19 protein-coding genes are annotated in these 19,343 nt (G+C 71.6%); 10 read left to right on the forward strand and 9 right to left on the reverse strand.

What is annotated here, in order from left to right; genetic code table 11:
- The first annotated feature begins 19 nt into the window (after positions 1–19).
- The 5 genes from AB0N73_RS12875 to AB0N73_RS12895 are packed head-to-tail and all read left to right on the forward strand — an operon-like array spanning position 20 to position 4,935.
- A complete protein-coding gene (locus AB0N73_RS12875) occupies positions 20–1,507 on the forward strand; it encodes an ABC transporter substrate-binding protein (RefSeq protein ID WP_363564059.1) in 1,488 nt (495 codons plus the stop codon).
- The gene (locus AB0N73_RS12880; protein ID WP_363564061.1) at positions 1,504–2,457 is read left to right on the forward strand and encodes an ABC transporter permease; all 954 of its coding nucleotides are present in this window, start codon (positions 1,504–1,506) and stop codon (positions 2,455–2,457) included. The genes AB0N73_RS12875 and AB0N73_RS12880 overlap by 4 nt, the downstream gene beginning before the upstream one ends.
- Positions 2,454–3,359 carry an ABC transporter permease gene (locus AB0N73_RS12885; RefSeq protein WP_363564063.1) on the forward strand — a complete coding sequence of 302 codons (906 nt, stop codon included), beginning with the start codon at positions 2,454–2,456 and terminating at the stop codon, positions 3,357–3,359. Before AB0N73_RS12880 ends, AB0N73_RS12885 begins: the two co-directional genes overlap by 4 nt.
- Complete coding sequence (locus tag AB0N73_RS12890) at positions 3,356–4,153, forward strand: ABC transporter ATP-binding protein (RefSeq protein ID WP_363564065.1); 798 nt, start codon at positions 3,356–3,358, stop codon at positions 4,151–4,153. Before AB0N73_RS12885 ends, AB0N73_RS12890 begins: the two co-directional genes overlap by 4 nt.
- Positions 4,150–4,935, forward strand: a complete 786-nt coding sequence (locus AB0N73_RS12895) for an ABC transporter ATP-binding protein (RefSeq protein ID WP_363564067.1) — start codon at positions 4,150–4,152, stop codon at positions 4,933–4,935. The genes AB0N73_RS12890 and AB0N73_RS12895 overlap by 4 nt, the downstream gene beginning before the upstream one ends.
- A gap of 25 nt (positions 4,936–4,960) precedes the next feature.
- Here AB0N73_RS12895 and AB0N73_RS12900 read toward each other — a convergent pair whose 3' ends face one another.
- Genes AB0N73_RS12900 through AB0N73_RS12910 form a run of 3 tightly spaced genes read right to left on the reverse strand, consistent with a single transcriptional unit; the run spans position 4,961 to position 6,806 of the window.
- Complete coding sequence (locus tag AB0N73_RS12900; RefSeq protein WP_363564069.1) at positions 4,961–5,575, reverse strand: N-acetyltransferase family protein; 615 nt, start codon at positions 5,573–5,575, stop codon at positions 4,961–4,963.
- A gap of 10 nt (positions 5,576–5,585) precedes the next feature.
- Positions 5,586–6,278, reverse strand: coding sequence for a uracil-DNA glycosylase (locus AB0N73_RS12905; RefSeq protein ID WP_363564071.1), 693 nt, complete (start codon positions 6,276–6,278; stop codon positions 5,586–5,588).
- A gap of 6 nt (positions 6,279–6,284) precedes the next feature.
- Positions 6,285–6,806, reverse strand: coding sequence for a phosphoribosyltransferase (locus AB0N73_RS12910; RefSeq protein WP_363564073.1), 522 nt, complete (start codon positions 6,804–6,806; stop codon positions 6,285–6,287).
- A 39-nt stretch (positions 6,807–6,845) separates the two neighbouring features.
- On the opposite strand from AB0N73_RS12910, the gene AB0N73_RS12915 reads away from it, so the two are divergent.
- Positions 6,846–8,345 (forward strand): MFS transporter, encoded by a 1,500-nt coding sequence (locus AB0N73_RS12915; protein ID WP_363564075.1) that lies wholly within the window; start codon positions 6,846–6,848, stop codon positions 8,343–8,345.
- An 11-nt stretch (positions 8,346–8,356) separates the two neighbouring features.
- Here AB0N73_RS12915 and AB0N73_RS12920 read toward each other — a convergent pair whose 3' ends face one another.
- On the reverse strand, positions 8,357–9,136 hold the full coding sequence (locus AB0N73_RS12920) for an SDR family oxidoreductase (RefSeq protein ID WP_363564077.1): 780 nt from the start codon (positions 9,134–9,136) through the stop codon (positions 8,357–8,359).
- A gap of 162 nt (positions 9,137–9,298) precedes the next feature.
- On the opposite strand from AB0N73_RS12920, the gene AB0N73_RS12925 reads away from it, so the two are divergent.
- Entirely contained in the window at positions 9,299–10,621 is a 1,323-nt protein-coding gene (locus AB0N73_RS12925) for a bifunctional o-acetylhomoserine/o-acetylserine sulfhydrylase (protein ID WP_363564079.1), read from the forward strand.
- A gap of 504 nt (positions 10,622–11,125) precedes the next feature.
- The gene (locus AB0N73_RS12930) at positions 11,126–12,331 is read left to right on the forward strand and encodes a homoserine O-acetyltransferase (protein WP_363564081.1); all 1,206 of its coding nucleotides are present in this window, start codon (positions 11,126–11,128) and stop codon (positions 12,329–12,331) included.
- 7 nt (positions 12,332–12,338) lie between these two features.
- Here the strand turns inward: AB0N73_RS12930 and AB0N73_RS12935 are convergent, their stop codons facing one another.
- Together AB0N73_RS12935 and AB0N73_RS12940 are read right to left on the reverse strand one after the other, a co-directional pair.
- A complete protein-coding gene (locus AB0N73_RS12935; RefSeq protein ID WP_363564083.1) occupies positions 12,339–13,592 on the reverse strand; it encodes an MFS transporter in 1,254 nt (417 codons plus the stop codon).
- Between the two features lie 84 nt (positions 13,593–13,676).
- The gene (locus tag AB0N73_RS12940; RefSeq protein ID WP_363564085.1) at positions 13,677–14,291 is read right to left on the reverse strand and encodes a TetR/AcrR family transcriptional regulator; all 615 of its coding nucleotides are present in this window, start codon (positions 14,289–14,291) and stop codon (positions 13,677–13,679) included.
- Between the two features lie 70 nt (positions 14,292–14,361).
- Between AB0N73_RS12940 and AB0N73_RS12945 the strand changes: the two genes are divergently transcribed.
- Complete coding sequence (locus AB0N73_RS12945) at positions 14,362–15,636, forward strand: MFS transporter (protein WP_363564087.1); 1,275 nt, start codon at positions 14,362–14,364, stop codon at positions 15,634–15,636.
- 4 nt (positions 15,637–15,640) lie between these two features.
- Here the strand turns inward: AB0N73_RS12945 and AB0N73_RS12950 are convergent, their stop codons facing one another.
- Genes AB0N73_RS12950 through AB0N73_RS12960 form a run of 3 tightly spaced genes read right to left on the reverse strand, consistent with a single transcriptional unit; the run spans position 15,641 to position 18,153 of the window.
- Entirely contained in the window at positions 15,641–15,952 is a 312-nt protein-coding gene (locus AB0N73_RS12950; protein WP_363564089.1) for a thiamine-binding protein, read from the reverse strand.
- Between the two features lie 44 nt (positions 15,953–15,996).
- The gene (locus AB0N73_RS12955; RefSeq protein WP_363564091.1) at positions 15,997–17,256 is read right to left on the reverse strand and encodes a hypothetical protein; all 1,260 of its coding nucleotides are present in this window, start codon (positions 17,254–17,256) and stop codon (positions 15,997–15,999) included.
- A gap of 36 nt (positions 17,257–17,292) precedes the next feature.
- Positions 17,293–18,153: an ADP/ATP-dependent (S)-NAD(P)H-hydrate dehydratase gene (locus tag AB0N73_RS12960; protein ID WP_363564093.1), complete on the reverse strand. Its 861-nt coding sequence runs from the start codon at positions 18,151–18,153 to the stop codon at positions 17,293–17,295.
- A gap of 30 nt (positions 18,154–18,183) precedes the next feature.
- On the opposite strand from AB0N73_RS12960, the gene AB0N73_RS12965 reads away from it, so the two are divergent.
- Positions 18,184–19,248, forward strand: a complete 1,065-nt coding sequence (locus tag AB0N73_RS12965; protein ID WP_363564095.1) for an NADH:flavin oxidoreductase/NADH oxidase — start codon at positions 18,184–18,186, stop codon at positions 19,246–19,248.
- The last annotated feature ends 95 nt before the right edge of the window (positions 19,249–19,343 follow it).

Consider the following 19,343-nt stretch of genomic DNA (forward strand, 5'->3'; position numbering starts at 1 on the left):
GGGCGGAAAGGACTCGTCCATGTCCCGTCGTACCCCTCTGGTGGCCGCCGCGCTCGTCGCCGTCGCCGCCCTCGGACTCACCGCCTGCGCACCGAACGGCTCGACCGACGACGCCGCCGCAGACACCTCGGTCGCCGTCCGTCTCGTCCTCGAACCCTCCAACCTCGACATCCGGCAGACCTCCGGAGCGGCGCTGGATCAGATCCTGATCGACAACGTGTACCAGGGGCTCGTCGCCCGCACCCCCGAGCAGGAGATCGTCCCCGCGCTCGCGAGCGAGTGGTCCGTGTCGGAGGACGGCCTGACCTACACCTTCGCGCTGCGTGAGGGCGTCACCTTCCACGACGGCCAGGAGCTCACCCCCGAGGACGTGGTGTGGTCGCTCACCGAGCACCGCGACACGGCGGAATGGGTCGATGCCGACACCCTCGCCGGCGTCACCTCCATCACCGCCGACGGTCAGGACATCGTGCTCACCCTCGCGGAGCCCGACTCCCAGCTCCTGTGGAACCTCACCGGTCGCGCGGGCATCGTCCTCAAGGAGGGCGACACCGTCGACTACCAGACCGCGGCCAACGGCACTGGTCCGTTCGTCCTCGAGGACTGGTCGCAGGGCGACAGCATCACCTTCGCGAGCTACGACGGCTACTGGGGCGACCCGGCAGCCGCCGACGAGGTGGTCTTCTCCTACATCCCCGACACCCAGTCGGCCCTGAACGCCGCCCTCGCGGGCGAGGTCGACGTCGTGACCGGCTTCGACCCGAACTTCACCGACCAGATCGAGGCGAACGGCGACTTCGCCGTCGTGCTGGGCGAGTCGACCGACAAGGGAACGCTCGCGTTCAACCAGACCGAGGGCCCCCTGGCCGACCAGCGCGTGCGCCAGGCCATCCGCCAGGCCATCGACCACGACGCGCTCGTCGAGGCGATCGGCGCCGGCCAGACGCAGTACGGCCCCATCCCCTCGCTCGATCCCGGGTACGAGGATCTGTCGGATGTCGCGCCCTACGACCCGGAGGCTGCACGCGCGCTGCTCACGGCCGCCGGCGCCGAGGGCATCTCGCTCACCCTCACCATCCCCTCGTTCTACACCGAGACGATCCCGCAGCTGCTGGTCTCCGACCTTGCCGAGGTCGGCATCACGCTCGAGGTCGAGTCGGTGGACTTCCCGACCTGGCTGCAGGACGTCTACACGAACAAGGACTACGACCTGAGCTTCGTGCTGCACACCGAGGCGCGCGACTTCGAGAACTGGGCCGACCCGTCGTACTACTTCACGTACGACAACCCCGAGGTCACCGCGCTCTACGCGCAGGCACGCGCCGCGACCAGCGACGAAGAGGCGGCCGACCTCCTCGCGCAGGCCGCACGGATCGTGTCCGAGGATGCCGCGGCCGACTGGCTGTACAACGGCGCCTCGGTCGTGGCGGTCGCCTCCGACATCACCGGCGCCCCGTCGGTCAACGTCAACGAGCGCTTCAACGTGACCGAGCTCGGCACGAGGTGATCCGATACACGCTGACACGGCTGGGCCTGCTCGTGGTGGGCCTGGCCGTGGCCAGCGTGATCATCTTCCTGTCGCTGCGGGTGCTCCCCGGCGACGTGGCGCAGCTCATCGCCGGCACCAACTCCTCGCCCGAGCAGATCGCCGCCATCCGCGACCGGCTCGGCCTGGATGTGCCCCTCGCCGCGCAGTACGTCGACTGGATCGGCGGGGTCTTCCGCGGTGATCTCGGCACGTCTCTGCTCACGGGCACGCCGGTCACCACCGAGCTCTGGCAGAAGGCGCAGGTGACGGTGCCGCTGGGCGTCTTCGCCCTCGTGATCGCCCTGCTCATCGCCGGTCCGCTGGGCGTCGTGTCGGCGCTGCGCCGCGGGCGCGCCAGCGGCACCACGATCGGCGTGGGCGCGCAGGCGCTCGCGGCGGTCCCCGTCGTCTGGGCGGGCATGATGCTGGTCGTGGTGTTCGCCGTCTGGCTCGCCTGGCTGCCGGCGCAGGGCTTCCCCCGCGCCGGATGGAATGACCCGGCCGCGGCGCTCCGGGCCCTCGTGCTCCCCGCCCTCACGATCGGCGTGGTCGAGGGGGCGATGCTCCTGCGCTTCGTCCGCAGCGCCACCCTCCAAGCCGTCGGACAGGACTACGTCCGCACCGCCGCCGCGCAGGGACTGACGCGCACGCGGGCTCTGCTCCGGCACGGCCTGCCGAACGTCGGCCTCTCGGTGATCTCGGTCCTGGGACTCCAGGTCGCGGGCATCATCGTGGGCGCGGTCGTCATCGAGCAGCTGTTCACGCTGCCGGGGATCGGCCGCATGCTGGTGGCGGATGTGGGCAACCGCGACATTCCGAAGGTGCAGGGCGAGCTCCTGGCCCTCACCGCCTTCGTCCTCGTCATCGGGTTCCTCGTGGACCTGCTCCACCGGGCCCTCGATCCCCGTCAGCGGGAGTCGGCGTCATGACCGCGCGCGCGACGCCGCGACGCTCGGGCTGGTTCGGCCGGCTCTGGGCGCTCCCCACCGGCGCCTTCGGGATCATCGTCATCGCCGTCGTGGCGCTGACGGCGCTCGTCGCCGTGTTCTGGACGCCGTTCGACCCCCAGCGCACCGACATCGCCGCACGCTGGGCGGGGCCGGGTGTCCCCCACCTCCTGGGCACCGATGCGACCGGGCGCGACATCCTCAGCCTGCTCATGGCCGGGTCCCGCACGACCCTGGTCGTCGCGATCGGCGCGGGACTCATCTCGACGGTCATCGGCGTGGTCTTCGCCTCGCTCGGCGCCCTCACCCGCCGCTGGGTCCGCGAGTCGGTCGCGGTGTTCGTCGACATCCTCATCGCCTTCCCGGTGCTGCTGATCGCGATGATGATCTCGGCGGTCTGGGGCGGTTCGCTCGCCGTCGTGGTCTGGTCGGTCGGCATCGGGTTCGGCGTCAACATCGCCCGCGTCACCCGACCCGAGCTGCGTCGTGTGCTGCAGAGCGACTTCGTCCTGGCCGCGCGCGCCTCGGGTCTCACGCCGGTGCAGATCCTCGCCCGCCATCTCTTCCCCAACGTCGCCCCCGTGTTCATCGTGCAGCTGTCGTGGGGCATGGCGGTGGCGGTCCTCGCCGAGGCGGGGCTGTCCTACCTCGGGTTCGGGGCGCCCGTCACCCAGCCGTCGTGGGGGCTGCTGCTCGCTCAGCTCCAGCAGTACATCACCGTGCATCCGCTGTCGGTGGTCTGGCCGGGTCTGGCGATCACGCTGACCGTGCTGGGCTTCAACCTGCTCGGCGACGGTCTGCGCGACGCCACCGACCCCACGCTCCGCCGACGCGGGGGCGCCGCGCGGCGCGCCCGCACGCACGTGCCGGAGGTGGTCGCGTGAGCCTCGAGGTCGAGAACCTCACCGTCGAGTTCGACGGTGCCCGCGTCGTGGACGGCATCTCCTTCCGCGTGCCCGACGGCGCCCGCCTCGGGATCATCGGCGAGTCGGGCTCGGGCAAGTCGCTCACGGCGCTGGCCGTGCTCGGGCTCCTCCCCGACGGGGCGACCGCGACCGGCAGCATCCGCTGGAACGGCCGCGAGCTGCTCGGCGCTCCCGATCGCGAGCTCGCCCGCATCCGCGGCGCCGAGATCGGCATCGTGTTCCAGGAGCCGCAGACCGCGTTGAACCCGGTGCGCACCGTCGGGCGTCAGATCGCCGAGAGCCCCCGCATCCACCAGCGCCTCGGGCGCGCCGCGCGTCGTCGCGCCGCCGTCGCGGGCGCGGCACGGGTGCGCCTGCCCGACCCGGAGCGCATCGTCGACCGCTACCCGCACCAGCTCTCGGGCGGGCAGCGTCAGCGCGTCGCGCTGGCGATGGCCCTCGCGTGCGAACCCGCGCTGCTCCTGGCCGACGAGCCGACCACCGCCCTCGACGTGACCATCCAGGCCGAGATCCTCGACCTGCTGCTGGAGCTCGTGACGGATGCCGGCATGTCGCTCGTCTTCATCACCCACGACCTGGCCGTGCTCTCCCGTGTCGCCACCCACGCGGTCGTCATGGAATCCGGCCGCATCGTCGAGACCGGAGCGGTGACGGATCTCCTCACCGCTCCGCGCGACGAGGTCACGCGCGGGCTCCTGCGGGACGCCACTGCGACGCTGTGGCGTCCCGATCGCGGGGAGGAAACCTCATGAGCGTGCTCCTGGCGGGCCACGGGCTCACCCGCATCCACCACGGCGCCCGCACGGCGCCGTTCGGGCCGCGCGCGCTCACGACGGCACTCGATGCGGTCAGCGTCGAGGTCGAGGAGGGCTCGGCTCTCGGCATCATCGGCGAGTCCGGGTCGGGCAAGTCCACCCTCATCCGCCTCCTGCTCGGCCTCGACCGCCCCACGGCGGGAACCGTCGAGTTCGCCGGCCGGCCGGTGGATGCGGGCGCGTCCGCGCGCCGCCTGCACTGGCTGCGCCGCGAGACCGGCATCGTGTTCCAGGACCCGTACGCCTCTCTCGACCCGCGCATGAGCGTCGGACGCATCGTCGGAGAGCCGCTGTGGGCGCTCGGCATCGACGGCGACCGCCGGGCACGGATCGCCGAGGTCCTCGAGGACGTCGACCTTCCCGCCGACGCCGCCGACCGCTATCCGCACGAGTTCTCCGGCGGGCAGCGGCAGCGGATCGCCCTGGCGCGGGCCCTCGTGCATCGGCCGCGGCTCCTCGTGGGCGACGAGCCCCTCTCCGCGCTCGATGTGACGGTGCGCGCGCAGATCCTGGCGCTCATCGGCCGGTTGCGCGAGCGCGACGGGCTGACGCTGGTCATGGTGTCGCACGACATCGGCGTCGTGCAGAACCTCTGCGATCGCGTGCTGGTGCTGAAGGACGGCCGCACGGTCGAAGAGGGGCCGACGAGCCGCGTGCTGCGCGCCCCCGGAGCCGACTACACGCGCCGGCTCCTCGCCGCCATCCCCACACTCCCCTGACGCGGCTCGGGCGCGCCGGGCGCGGTCAGCGCGAGAAGAGGCCGCGCTTCTTGCGGGGCTTCAGCGACTTCTGCAGGTAGATGGTGCCCAGCCAGCGGCCGAACTTGAAGCCGACGCGCCCCATCCGGCCCACCTCAACGAACCCGAGCTTCTCGTGCAGGGCGAGCGAGCCCTCAGCGCCCTTGTCGCTGATGACGGCGACGAGCTCGCGGATGCCCTTCTCCTCGCACGCCTCGATCAGAGCCTCCAGCAACGCCCGGCCGAGCCCCTTGCCGGATGCCGCCTGCCCGAGATAGATGGAGTCCTCGACCGTGTAGCGGAAGGCGGACTTGCCCGCCCAGGGCTGCACGAGCGCGTACCCGAGGAGCTGCCCGGACGGGCTCTCGGCCACGAGGAAGGGCAGTTGCAGCTTCTGCAGCAGCGCGAACTTCTCGCGCCACTTGGCAAGGGACCACTTCTTCTCGTCGAAGGTGACGACGGAGTTCGTGACGTAGTAGTTGTAGATCTCGCGGATGTGGGGGATGTCGGCCGGCGTCGCCGCGCGGATGGCGTAGGCGAACGGCTGCTGGTCCGCCGACGAGGTGCGCCGCAGGTGCCGCGGCAGGCGGCGGCGGGACCGGTCGTATTCCTCCTCGAGCATGGCGCCCAGCCTACGCGGGCAGACGCCAGTCGACCGCCGCGCCGCCCTGCTGCGCGAGCAGCTCGTTCGCTCGCGAGAACGGCCGGGAGCCGAAGAAGCCGCGACGCGCGGACAGCGGCGACGGGTGCGCGGACGAGATGATCGGCGTCTCGCCGAGCAGCGGCGCCGCGGTCGCCGCGTCGCGCCCCCAGAGCACCGCGACGAGCGGGCCGCCCCGGGCGGCGAGCGCCCGGATGGCGTGGTCGGTCACGCTCTCCCAGCCCCATCCGCGGTGGGATCCCGCCGCGCCCGGCGTCACCGTCAGCACGCGGTTCAGCAGCAGCACGCCCTGATCCGCCCACGCGGACAGATCGCCGTGCGCCGCCGGCTCGATGCCGAGGTCGTCGTGGAGCTCGCGGTAGATGTTGCCGAGGCTCCGGGGCAGCGGTCGCACATCGGCCTCCACCGCGAACGACAGTCCGATCGGATGCCCCGGCGTCGGGTACGGGTCCTGCCCGACGATCAGCACACGCACGTCGGCGAGCGGCCGCTGGAATGCGCGGAGCACCCGGTCGCCGGCGGGGAGGTACGACCGCCCCGCGGCGTTCTCGGCACGCAGGCGCTCCCCCATGGCCGCGATCTGCGGGGCCACGGGGGCCAGCGCTCGTGCCCAGCCGGAGTCGATCAGACCCGCGTCAGCGAGCTCGTCGAGCGATGACGCCATGCGGGCTCACGCCGAGCCGGGAAGGCCCGCGTCCTCTTCGATGACCGAGCCCTGCCACGACCACGGGAAGTCGATCCACAGATCGGTGTCCTTCCAGCTGAAATCGGGCTGGATGATCGTGGTCGGCTTGGTGTAGATCACGGCGGAGCGCACGTCGGCGCCCTGCTCGGTGAGAAGTCGGACGGCGAGATCCAGCGTGCGACCGCTGTCGGCGACATCGTCGACGAGGAGCACGCGTCGGCCGTCCAGATACGTCATGTCGAGCTCGGGCGGCAGGAGTTCGGGGGCGGCCAGCACGGTGCCGATGCCGGTGTAGAACTCCACGTTGATCGCGCCGCAGTTCTTCACCCCCAGCCCGTAGGCGATAGCGCCCGCGGGGAGCAGCCCGCCGCGCGCGATGGCGACGACGACCTCGGGCACGAAGCCAGCGGCGATCACGTCGCGGGCCATGTCGCGGCTGGCCTCGCCGAAACCGTCCCACGTCAGGATCTCTCGTTCGGGCGGGGCGGTGTTCTGCGCGTTCGTCACCGGCCCAGCCTAGAGCCCGGCGCGGTGTAGCGTTTCGCCATGATCCGAACGGGCACTGGCCGCAGCTCTCACACGCTCCGCCGTTCCGCGCTGGGCATCACCGCCGCCCTCATCGGATGGTTCGTGATCGTCGAGGTCGTGAGCGGCATCCTGCAGGGCTACTACGTGCCCCTGTTCTCAGACATCGTCGTCCACCTGGGGGTGCATGACGCGGACGTCAACTGGTTCGAGGCGGCACAGCTGCTGCTCTCGGCCCTCGTCGTCCCGGTGCTCGCCAAGCTCGGCGACATGTACGGGCACAAGCGGATCCTGCTGATCGCCACGATCCTCACCGCCGGCGCCACGTGGTGGATCGCCTTCGCCGGATCGTTCTGGACCTTCCTGATCGCCTGGGCCCTGCAGGGCTTCTACGTGGTGTGGCTGCCGCTGGAGATCGCCCTGATCTTCGAACGCGGCCGGCGTCAGGGGCACGGCGTGGCGGCGACCCGCCGCGCCGCGGGGCTGCTCGTCGTCGGGCTGCAGGCGGGGGCGATCATCGGGGCCCTCGCCGCGGGGCGCATCTTCGCCGCCACGGCCGAGAACCTCACGCTGACCCTCCTCATCCCGGCGATCGCCGTGACCCTCGTCGGCGTCGTCATCTGGTTCGGCGTGCCCGAGTCGGAGCCCGTTCCGGGACGGCGCCTGGATGCCGGTGGCTTCAGCATCCTGGCCATGGCGCTGCTGCTGGTCACCGGCGCCCTCACGTTCCTTCGGCTGAACGGCCCGGGGTTCGTGTGGACCTGGGTCATCCTCGCGGCGGGGCTCGCCGCCTTCGCGTGGTTCGTGCGGTTCGAACTGCGCCAAGACGACCCGGCCGTCGACATCCGCGTCCTCCGACGGCCCGAGATGTGGCCGGTGCAGGCGACGGCGGCGCTGGTCGGCATCAGCCTGCTGGGGGCGCAAGGGCCGCTCTCGACCTACGCCGGCACGGATCCGTCCCTCGGGTACGGACTGGGGCTGGATGCGACGGGTCGCTCCAACATCATCGGCGTCTACCTGGTCTCGCTCATCGCGGGCGCCGTCGTCTTCGCGATCACCTCCCGGCGCGCCAACCCGCGCCTCATGCTGATCGGCGCCTCGGCGCTCGTCGGCATCGGCTACCTGTTGTTCGTGCCGTTCCACACCGAGCTCTGGCAGGTGCTGCTCAACCTCACGATCGCCGGGCTCGGCTCCGGCGCCCTGGTCGCGGCGCTGCCGGCCGCCGCGGCGGCCGCCGCTCCGCGCGGGCAGACGGGAATCGCCTCCGCTCTGACGAACACGACCAAGACGATCGGCGGCACGTTCGCGTCCGCCGTGTTCGGGGTCGTGCTCGCCGCCGGCGCGGGCGCCGTCGCCGTCGAGACGGCCGCGTCGCTCGGCGGCTACCTCACCGTGTGGATCGTCTGCGCGGTGGGCGGGTTCGCCGCGGCGACGGTGCTCGTCTTCGTCCCGAAGGTGGCGTTCGCCGATTCGGAGGCCCCCGCGGTCCCCGCCGCCTCCGGTGGCACGCAGGTGCTCTGAGGGCGGAGGCCTCAGTCCTCGCGCACGCGGAGCGGCTGACGGGCGACGAGGTGGTTCGCGGACTGCGCCACCGGTCGCACGGTCACGAGATCGAGGTTCACGTGCCCCGGCGCGTTCAGCGCGTAGGAGATCACGTCGGCGACGTCGTGCGCGGTGAGGGGCGCGGCGACCCCGTCGTAGACCGCGTCGGCGGCCGACCGGTCGCCGCGCAGACGGTTGAGCGAGAACTCCTCCGTCTGGACCATGCCCGGCGCGATCTCGATCACGCGGATCGGCTCGCCGTTCAGTTCGAGGCGCAACGCACCGATCAGCATGCTCTCCGCGGCCTTCGCCGCGTTGTACCCGCCGCCGCCGGGATAGGCGGCCTGCGACGCGGTGGAGGTGACGAAGAGCGTGTCGGCGTGGCCGTCGACCGCAGCCGCTCGTCGCAGCTGCGGCAGCAGGGCGGCCACGAGCCGCTGCGCGGCGAGGACGTTGACCTCGTACATCCACTGCCAGTCCTCGGCGAGACCGTCCTCGACACGGTCGGATCCGCGGGCGCCGCCCGCGACCTGCACGAGCGCGTGCACCGGACCGGTGCCGGCCAGCCACGCGGCGAGCGCATCGACATCGGCGGCCACCGTCAGATCGGCCGCGTAGGCGACCGCCCCGGTGTCCGCCTCGAGCGCCTCGAGCCGGTCGGCGCGTCGCGCGACGGCCACCACATCCCACCCTCGGGCGCGGAGCTCCCGCGCCGTCGCCTCACCGATACCCGAGCTCGCGCCCGTCACCACCGCACGTCGTGTCGCCATGCCTGCCACGCTACGCGGTGCGGATGAACCGGGTGTTTCCGGCCGCGGGTGCGACGGGTGTTACGGCACGTGTCCCGCGCGTTGTCGCGGCTCGAGGGGCACCGTAACCTCGACGTGTTCGCGTCATCCGCCGCGACACCCACAGACTTTCAGGAGTACGTGATGTCCGCACCCGAGAACTGGCGTTTCGAGACGAAGCAGATTCACTCCGGCGCCCAGCCCGACCCGACCACGAACGCGCGTGCGACGCCGATCTACCAGACGACGTCCTACGTCTTCGACAACGCCGACCACGCCGCGAACCTGTTCTCGCTGGCCGAGGCGGGCAACGTCTACACGCGCATCATCAACCCGACCACCGCGGTCGTCGAGGAGCGCATCGCCGCGCTCGAGGGCGGCACCGGGGCGCTGCTGGTCGCGTCCGGCCAGGCGGCCGAGACGTTCGCCGTGCTCAACATCGCGCAGGCGGGCGACCACATCGTCTCGTCCAGCTCGATCTACGGCGGCACGTACAACCTGTTCAAGTACACGCTCGCCAAGCTCGGCATCACCACGACGTTCGTCGAGAACCAGGACGACGCCGAGGAGTGGCGCCGCGCGGTGCGCCCCAACACGAAGCTGTTCTTCGCCGAGACCGTGGGCAACCCGCAGATCAACGTCCTCGACATCCGCACGGTCGCCGACGTCGCGCACGAGGCGGGCGTTCCGCTCATCGTCGACAACACGATCGCCACCCCGTACCTCATCACGCCGTTCGCGCACGGCGCCGACATCGTCGTGCACTCGGCGACGAAGTTCCTGGGCGGCCACGGCACGACCATCGGCGGCGCCATCGTCGACGGCGGAACGTTCCCCTGGTCGGCCAACGTCGAGCGGTTCCCCGAGCTCACCGAGCCCGACCCCTCGTACCACGGCCTGAGCTACACCGGTGCGCTCGGCGACAGCGTCGCCTACATCACGAAGGCCCGCGTGCAGCTGCTGCGCGACCTCGGTGCATCGATCGCGCCGATCAGCGCCTGGCTGCTGCTGCAGGGCATCGAGACGCTGTCGCTGCGCATCGAGCGTCACGTGCAGAACGCCCAGGAGATCGCGGAGTGGCTCGAGGGCCAGGACGACGTGGCCTCGGTCAACTACTCCGGTCTGCCCACCTCCCCCTGGTACGCCAAGGCCAACACGTACGCCCCCAAGGGCGTCGGCGCGGTGCTGTCGTTCGAGCTCAAGGGCGGCGTCGGCGCCGGCCGCGAGTTCGTCAACTCGCTGTCGCTGTTCAGCCACCTGGCCAACATCGGCGACGTGCGCTCGCTCGTCATCCACCCCGCCTCGACCACCCACTCGCAGCTCACGCCCGAGCAGCAGCTCACCGCCGGCGTCACCCCGGGCCTCGTGCGCCTGTCGGTGGGCCTCGAGAACGTGGACGACCTGAAGGCCGACCTCGAGCAGGCCCTCGCCGCCGCCCGCCGTCTCTCGGAGGCCGCGCGCGCCTGACCCGCTGCCAGACGGATGCCCCGGACGCCTCGCGTCCGGGGCATCCGTCGTTCGCGCGGGGTGCGGTGGGGGGTGCGGGGTGCTGTGGGGGTGGTGTGAGCTGGTGCGGGGTGCTGTGGGCTGGTGCGCCGCCGCACAACGGCGGACCGCACGTCCGACACGCCGCATCCGCCCTCGCCTCCCCCGGCGCGTCGCCCGCCCCATCCGCCGTTGTGCACGACGCAGCGGACAGACGGAGAGGACCGACAGCGCGGCACCGGCGATTCGGGCACCTGGGCACCACCCGACGCCCAACCCGCCTCCCACCCGCACAACGGCGGACCGCACGCCCGACACGCCGCATCCGACCGCCCGCACCCGGCGCGTCGGCCGCCGGATCCGCCGTTGTGCCGGCGAACGGGGCGACGGGCAGCACACCGACCACATCCCCGGAACCCCGACCGCCTCGGATGCTGCGACGTAACACGGCCCCTGTGCCGGTCGAACGCCCGGGAGAATGGGGGGATGGATTGGCAGACCTCAGAGGACACGGTGCCGAGCGCGCCGGTCACCGAGGCCGATGCCCGGATGATGCGGGCCCGCCCGCCGGCCACCGGCGCCTGGCGCGACGGCGATCCGGCCGGTGACCGCCACTTCGCCGCGTTCCGCGACCTGCGCACCGAGAACGGCGCCGTCCTGCCGATCGCGCGCATCGCGTACGAGACCTGGGGAACGCTGTCCGAGGCGCGCGACAACGCGATCCTGCTGCTGCACGCCCTCACCGGCGACAGCCACGTGCGCGGCGACGCCGGGGCCGGGCACCCGACCGACGGCTGGTGGCAGAACATCGTCGGCCCAGGCCTCGCGGTCGACACCGACCGGTGGTTCGTCATCGCCCCCAACATGCTCGGCGGATGCCAGGGGTCCACGGGTCCGGCCAGCATCGCCCCGCGCGGGGCCGAGTGGGGCGCGCGCTTCCCGTACGTGACGATCCGCGATCAGGTGGCCGCCCAGGCCGCCCTCGCCGACCATCTGGGCATCGACCGCTGGGCGGGCGTCATCGGCGGCTCCATGGGCGGAATGCACGCCCTCGAGTGGGGCGTGACGCATCCCGACCGTGTCGAACGGCTCGCCGTCCTCGCGGCTCCCCCGATGACCACCGCCGACCAGGTGGCGCTCAACTCGGTGCAGATCGAGGCGATCCGGATGGATCCGGGCTTCGCGCACGGGGACTACTACGACGCGCGCGCCGGCGACGGCCCCCACCGCGGACTCGCGCTCGCACGCCGCATGGCGCTGCTCAACTACCGCAGCCCCACCGAGCTGAACCTCCGCTTCCAGCGCTCCTGGCAGTCCGAGGTGAGCCCGCTCGGACGCGGCGGGCGCTTCGCCGTCGAGTCGTACCTCGACTTCCACGGCAACAAGTTCACGCGACGCTTCGACGCCAACAGCTACATCACCCTCGTCGAGGCGATGAACTCGCACGACATCGGCCGCGACCGCGGCGGCATCGAAGAGGCCCTCACCCGGGTGACGGCGCGCACCCTCGTGCTGGGCATCGACAGCGACCGGCTCTTCCCGGTGGACGGGCAGCACCGCATCGCGCGAGGCATCCCGGGGACGCTCGACGGCGACCAGGCGGCCGTCATCTCCAGCGACTTCGGCCACGACGGCTTCCTCATCGAAACGGATGTCGTCGCCCACCACCTGGGCCGGCTGCTGTCGGCCTGACGAACAGCTAGTCGAACGGCACCGGCTCGTGCACGGCGGGGCTGAGCTGCACCGGCCGACCGCGGCGGCGCTGCACGGCGTACGCCACGAGCGCGACGACCAGGCCGCCCAGCGTCAGCAGCGCCCCGACCCACGCGGGGGCGGTGAAGCCCCATCCGGCCGTGATCACGAGACCGCCCAGGAACGCGCCCAGGCTGTTGCCCATGTTGAGCGCGGAGTGGTTGAGGGCCGCGGCGATCGACTGGTTGTCACCCGACACATCCATCAGCCGGGTCTGGATGGCGGGGCTGAGCCCCGCCGACAGGATCCCGACCACGAGCACCAGGACGCCCAGCATCCAGATCGATGAGGCGGTGAGGGCGAGGACCACGAGCGTCGCCGACAGCGCGAGCAGGCCCCACAGCAACGTCGATCGCAGGTCGATGTCCGACAGCCGGCCGCCCAACAGATTGCCGATCGTCATCCCGATGCCCATGATGACCAGGACGAGCGGGACGACCTGCGCGGGAGCCCCCGCCACCTCCGTCACCATCGGTGAGACGTAGCTGTAGACGGCGAAGAAGCCGCCGAACCCGATGGCGCCGATGCCGAGCGCGAACCACACCTGCCCGATGCGGAAGACCCCGAGCTCGGCGCGCAGCGTGCGCCCGGGCTGACCCGGCGTGCGGGGCACGAAGACGGTGATGGCGAGCGTCGCGAGCGCGAAGATCCCCGCCACGACGGCGAAGGCGAGGCGCCAGCCGTACTCCTGGCCGAGGTAGGTGCCCAGCGGCACTCCGACGACGTTCGCGACCGTGAGCCCCGTGAGTACGAAGGCCACGCCCTGCGCGCGTTTGCCGGGGCCCAGCACGTCGGCGGCGACGAGCGCGCCGATCCCGAAGTAGGCGCCGTGCGGCAGCCCCGCGAGGAATCGGGATGCGGCGACCAGCTCGAACGTCGGGGCGAGCACGGTGAGGGCGTTGAACACGGTCAGCGCGAGAGCGAGCACCACCATGACGCGATGCCGCGGGAACCGCGCCATCGAGCCGGCGATCGTCGGCGCGCCGACGACGACACCGAGGGCGTACAGGCTGATCAACCACCCCGCCTGCGCGATCGCGTCATCGGGGTTCGCCGCCCAGGCGGAGGGCAGCAGCCCCTCGGCGATCTCGGGGAGGAGCCCCATGACCGTGAACTCGGTCATGCCGATGCCGAAACTGCCGATGGCGAGCGAGAGGAGCGCCCACTTCGCCGCCCCCTTCGTGAGTGTCGAAGAGGTCACCGGCTCAGGGTAGTCCGCGGGCGGGCCCCTGTCGAATCGATTCGGCCAGCCCGGGTCCGCGCCCTGGCGTCAGCTGGGGGGCGTTCACCCCAGCCCCTCGGCGAGCCGGCTCTCGATCGGCGACCAGCCGCCGTCGAGGATCGCGAAGCCGGCCTCGAGGGAGGCCCGCTGGTCGTCGCTCTCGCTGACGAGCGTCTGCATCTGCAGCACGAAGCGGGCGTACACCCGGATCTCGGGCGTCGGTGCCGACAGTCCGAGTTCGTCCGCGATGGCATCGGCGAGGGCGCCTTCGTGGCGCAGCCACATCCTCGCCGCGTACTCACGAAGTGCCGGGGTCTCGTTGAGGAAGGCCATGAACGTGCGCGCGACCTCGTCGCCGTGCTCCTCGACGTTCAGGGCGATCTCGGCCGCGTAGAAATCGTAGAGCGCGCGGTTCACGGTGACGCCGGCCGGTCGCTCGCGCACGGCAGACACGAGGCGATCGCGCTGTTCGTCGTCCTCGTCGAAGACGAGCGCCTCCTTCTGCGCGAAGTGGGCGAACACCGTGGTCGGCGAGACGTCGGCGGCATCCGCGACCTCGCGGATGCTGACGTCGTCGAAACCCCGCTCGAGGAACATCCTCGTCGCGACGTCCGAGATCGCCTTCCGCGTGGCTGCCTTCTTCCGCTCGCGCCGCCCGATCGGCTCAGATGTCGACATGACGCCATCGTATCGACAACTCGATACAAAACCCACTTGACTCCGAAAGTGGTACCGATACAGTTATGGCATGACTCCACAAAAATCCCGCCCTGCTGCGCGCGTCGACCAGCGCGCCTGGGTGATGCTCATCGTGCTGACGATGCTGACGGTCATCGGGATGACCGTCGTGCTGCCGGTTCTCCCCTTCGTCGTGCTGCAGTACGTCTCACACGAGAGCGACCTGGCCATCTGGGTCGGCGTGCTCGAGGCGATCAACGGGCTCTGCGCCTTCCTCGTGGCGCCTTTCCTCGGCCGCCTCTCCGACCGCTTCGGCCGCCGGCCGGTCATCATCGCGGCCGCCTTCGGCGCCGCGTTCGCCATGAGCCTGTTCGGCCTCGGCGGTGCCCTGTGGGTGCTCGTCCTCGCGCGCGCGATCCAGGGCGTGACGGCCGGCGACCTGCCCGCCCTCTTCGCCTACCTCGCCGACATCACTCCGCCGGAGCAACGCGCCAGACGCTTCGGCATCCTCGGAGCGCTCTCCGGAATCGGGATGATGATCGGGCCCGCTGTGGGCGGGCTGCTGGCCGCGATGAGCCTGCAGCTCCCGGTCTTCGTCACAGCCGCGACATCGCTCATCGTCGCCGTGCTCAGCATCTTCTTGCTGCCCGAGAGCCTGAAGCCCGATAACCGCATCGGATCGATCGCGCTGCGCGACGTCCAGCCGTTCGCCGTCTTCACGAATGCGTTCGGCCGCAAGGAGCTTCGCGGACTTCTGATCGGCCTCGCGCTGATCGCCCTGCCGTTCGGCTTCTTCGTGAACAACTTCAGCGTCCTGGCCCTCGACTCCATCCAGTGGGGCCCCACCGCGATCGGACTGATGACCGCAGCCATCGGCGTCGTGGACATCCTCATCCAGGGTGTGCTGCTCGGCATCCTGCTCCCCCGCATCGGCGAGCGCGGCGTCATCATCAGCGGAATCATCGCGCAGGCCACCGGTCTGATCGGGCTTGCGCTCGTCGCCTCGATCCTCGCCCAGCCGTGGCTGTTCATCGTCGGCGCACTCATGCTCGCGGCGGGCCAAGGCGCCGCGCAGGCCGCGATGGACGGTGCCCTGTCGAACGCCGTGGGCGACGACGAGCAGGGGTGGCTCGGCGGCGCGACCCACTCGCTCAACGCGGCGATGTCGACCGTCGCACCGCTCATCGCCGCCGCGCTCTACGCCGCCGTGTCCCACGCCGCGCCCTACTGGCTCGGCGCCGCGATCATGGTCGTGGCCGCCGTCGTCGTCTTCCGGGCTCACATCGCGCAGACGTCGAAGACCCCGGCCGAGGTGCGACCCCTCGAACCGGCCGACGCCGGCTGACGAGCTAGTCCGCGGACTCCTTGATCGCCTGTTCCAGGCGATCGACCTTCGCGTCGATCTCGCCCTCGTACCCGGGACGGATGTCGGCCTTGATCACGAGCGAGATCCGAGAGCCGAACGGTTCGACGGCCTCGGTCGCGCGCTTGACGACGTCGAACACCTCGTCCCACGAGCCCTCGAGCTCCGTGAACATGCTGGAGGTCTTGTTGGGCAGGCCCGACTCACGGACGACCGTGACGGCGGCGGCGACGGCGTCGTGGACCGACCCGTCCTCCCGACCGGTACCGGATGGCGCTACGGAGAATGCGAGGAGCATGATCATGCCTTTCGTGGGATGGGGCGGGCGCGGTCCGCGCGGACTCAGACCGTGACCGCCGGTCGGCGCGCGTGTCCGCGGGTGCGCACCCGCGCGAGCATGACGACGGCCCAGACGACGAGCACGATGAGCAGGAGGTTGCGGATCGTGATGACGACGACCGGATACGGCATCGCGACGAGCAGGTCGAAGTACGTCAGCGGGTAGATGATCTGCGTGGCACCCGCGATGAGCAGCCCGAGCACGGCCGGACGCCACCACCGTTGCCGGTCGAGCACCAGACCCACCACGAGCGGCACGCTGATCCACACGATGTACTGCGGCGAACCGACCTTGTTGAACGCGATGAACGCCGTGACCAGCGCGAGCGAGAGCGCCGGGAACAGGGCGACGAAGCTCGCCCCTCGCCACGCCTTGACCGCGCCCAGCGCCGCGACGCCGACGACCGCGAGGACGAGCAGCGGCGTCATCACCGAGATCACCGGATCGACGAACGGGCCGTAGACCTCGAACGTCAGCAGGTCGGGGTTATAGAACACCCGCGATCCGCCGCCGAGCATGAGGTCCCAGAGGTAGAAGGTGCTGACGGGCGATTCGACCTGCAGGCCCCGGTCGGTCTGGTCGCCGATGAACCCGAACGCGTACGCCCCGCCGCCGAGCGCCACCACGGCACCGAGGGTCACCGCGCTGACGATCGCGGCCCCGCCGACGACGGCGAGACGGCGACGGACGGCGATGACCGCCGCCGCGAGGATGGCCGCCGGCCACACCTTGATCCAGGTCGCCACCGCGAGGAGCACCGACCCCCACCAGGGGCGACCCACCAGCCAGAGGCAGCCGACGATCCCGAGGGGCACCGTGACCGCATCGAGCCGGTACAGGGCGACCGGCCCCATCAGCGCGATGAACGCCAGCCAGAACCATGCGCCGGTGTTTCGTCCCCGCGAACGCCCGCGGCCGACCAGCATCGCGAACGCGGCCGCATCCACGAGCGCGACCATGATCGCCCAGGCCGGCGTGTACGACACGGCCCACGCGAAGAGCCAGGTGGCCAGCATGGGGAGCATGGCCAGCTGCGGGTAGACCCAGGCGTCGGTCAGCCCCACGTAGCCGTAGTAGGCGTTCGTCTGGATGCCGTCGGCACCGACCTGCGCGAACCAGCCGCCGTTGAGGTAGGCCGACGACCACGGCTCGTAGACGCGGTACACATCGCCCATCGGTTCGTTGGGCATGATCCACCCGAGAACCGAAACGCCGATGTGGACCACGAGGAACGCGATCCACAGCACCGCCCGCTTCGACACGGACTCATCCTACGGGCCGGTCGGCGGGCGCCCGACTCAGCGGCCGGCGAGCGCCAGCACGTCGGCGACGATCCCGGGGAGCATCCCCGCGACGTCCAGCGCGGTCACCGGGCCGCCCGACCCACCGCGGGCGGATGCCGCCGCCACCCCCGCGCGCCCGTGCAGCCATGCCGCCGCGGCGGCCGCATCCGCCAACGCCGCCGCATCGAGCGCGCCGTCGGCCGCGCGGGCGGCCACGACGGCTCCCATGGCACCGGCGAGCACGTCGCCGGTGCCGGCGGTGGCGAGCCAGGGCGTTCCGGCGCGCACGAAGCGCACCGCGCCCTCCGGGTCGGCGACGATCGTGACGGCACCTTTCAACAGCACCGCGGCGCCGAGCCTGGCGGCGACGTCTCGCACGGCATCGGCACGGGCCTCGTCGGACGCGTCCGCGGCGAGCGCGGCGATTCCCCAGCCCGCGCGCACCCGGTCGAACTCGCGCCGGTGCGGGGTGACGACGACCGGCGCGGCCGCATCCACCGCCAGATCGAGGGCACCGGCGTCCACCACGACGGGAGCCGGTCCCGACAGGAGCGCGCGCAGGGCAGCCGTCTCGTCGTCATCGCGAGCGGCGGCATCGGTGCCCGACCCGATGACCCATGCCTGCACGCGTCCGGGCTCCGTCACGGTCTCGGGCCGGCGGGCGAGCACGAGGTCCTCGGCTCGACGCGGTCCGACGTAGCGCACCATCCCCGTGCCGGTGCGCCAGGCGGCCTCGACGCCGAGCACCGCCGCACCGGGATACGCCGTCGACCCGGTGCGGATGCCCACCACACCCCGGGAATACTTGTCATCGGCGTCGGTTGGCTTTCGCAGGGACCGGCCCGTGTGCGCCGCATCCCACTCCATCGCCGTCATGGCGACACCCTATCCCCGCGGAGGAGACCCGTGACCGCTCTGTTCAGTCCCCTCACCGTTCGCAGCGCCGTGATGCGCAATCGTCTGTGGGTGGCACCGATGTGCCAGTACAGCGCGCAGGACGGCTTCGCCGGCGAGTGGCACCACGTGCACCTGGCGCAGTTCGCCTCGGGCGGTGCCGGGCTCGTGATCGCCGAGGCGACCGCCGTGTCGCCCGAGGGCCGCATCTCGCCCGAGGACACCGGCATCTGGTCGGATGCGCATCGCGACGCCTGGACGCCGATCGTCGCCGCCATCCGGAGCCGCGGGGCCGCGGCCGGCATCCAGCTGGCGCACGCGGGGCGTAAGGCCTCGACCTGGTCGCCGTTCTCCGGGCAGGCCGGATCGGTGCCGGCGGAGCAGGGCGGCTGGCCGACGCTCGCGCCCTCCGCGATCGCGTTCGAGGGGTACGCCGCTCCCCGCGAGATGACCCCCGCCGAGATCGACACGCTGGTCGACGACTTCGCCTCCGCCGCGCGCCGGTCGGTCGAAGCGGGCTTCGACGTCGTCGAGATCCACGCGGCGCACGGCTATCTGCTGCACGAGTTCCTCTCGCCGCTGTCCAACCAGCGCACCGACGAGTACGGCGGCCCCCTCGCCAACCGCGCACGCCTGCTGATCCGGATCGTGGAGGCGGTGCGACGTGCCGCACCCGAGATCGCGCTGTTCGTGCGCTTCTCGGGCACCGACTGGGCCGAAGACGGCTGGGACATCGCGCAGACGGTGCAGGTGGCGCAGTGGGCCGCCGAGGCCGGCGCCGACTTCTTCGACATCTCCTCGGGCGGTCTCGTCGCCCACCAGCAGATCACGGTCGGCCCCGGCTACCAGGTGCCGCTGGCGCGTCAGGTGCGCGATGCCGGTCTGGCCGTGAGCGCGGTCGGGCTCATCGACTCCGGCGCACAGGCCGAGCAGGTGCTCGCCGACAGCGATGCCGACGCGATCATGGCCGGCCGCGAGTGGCTCCGCGACCCGCACTTCGCCCTGCGGGCCGCCGGCGAACTCGGCGTCACCGCCCCCTGGCCGCCCCAGTACGAGCGCGCCGCCCGCCGTCACTGACCCCGCCCCACCGACCCGCGAGACAGCACTTTCGCGCCGAGACCGTGGGTTTAACCCGCTGTCTCGGCGCCAAGGTGGGGGGTGGCCGGTGATGC

This window comes from Microbacterium sp. NPDC089189, from assembly GCF_040685095.1.
In the GTDB taxonomy this organism is placed as follows: Bacteria; Actinomycetota; Actinomycetes; order Actinomycetales; family Microbacteriaceae; genus Microbacterium.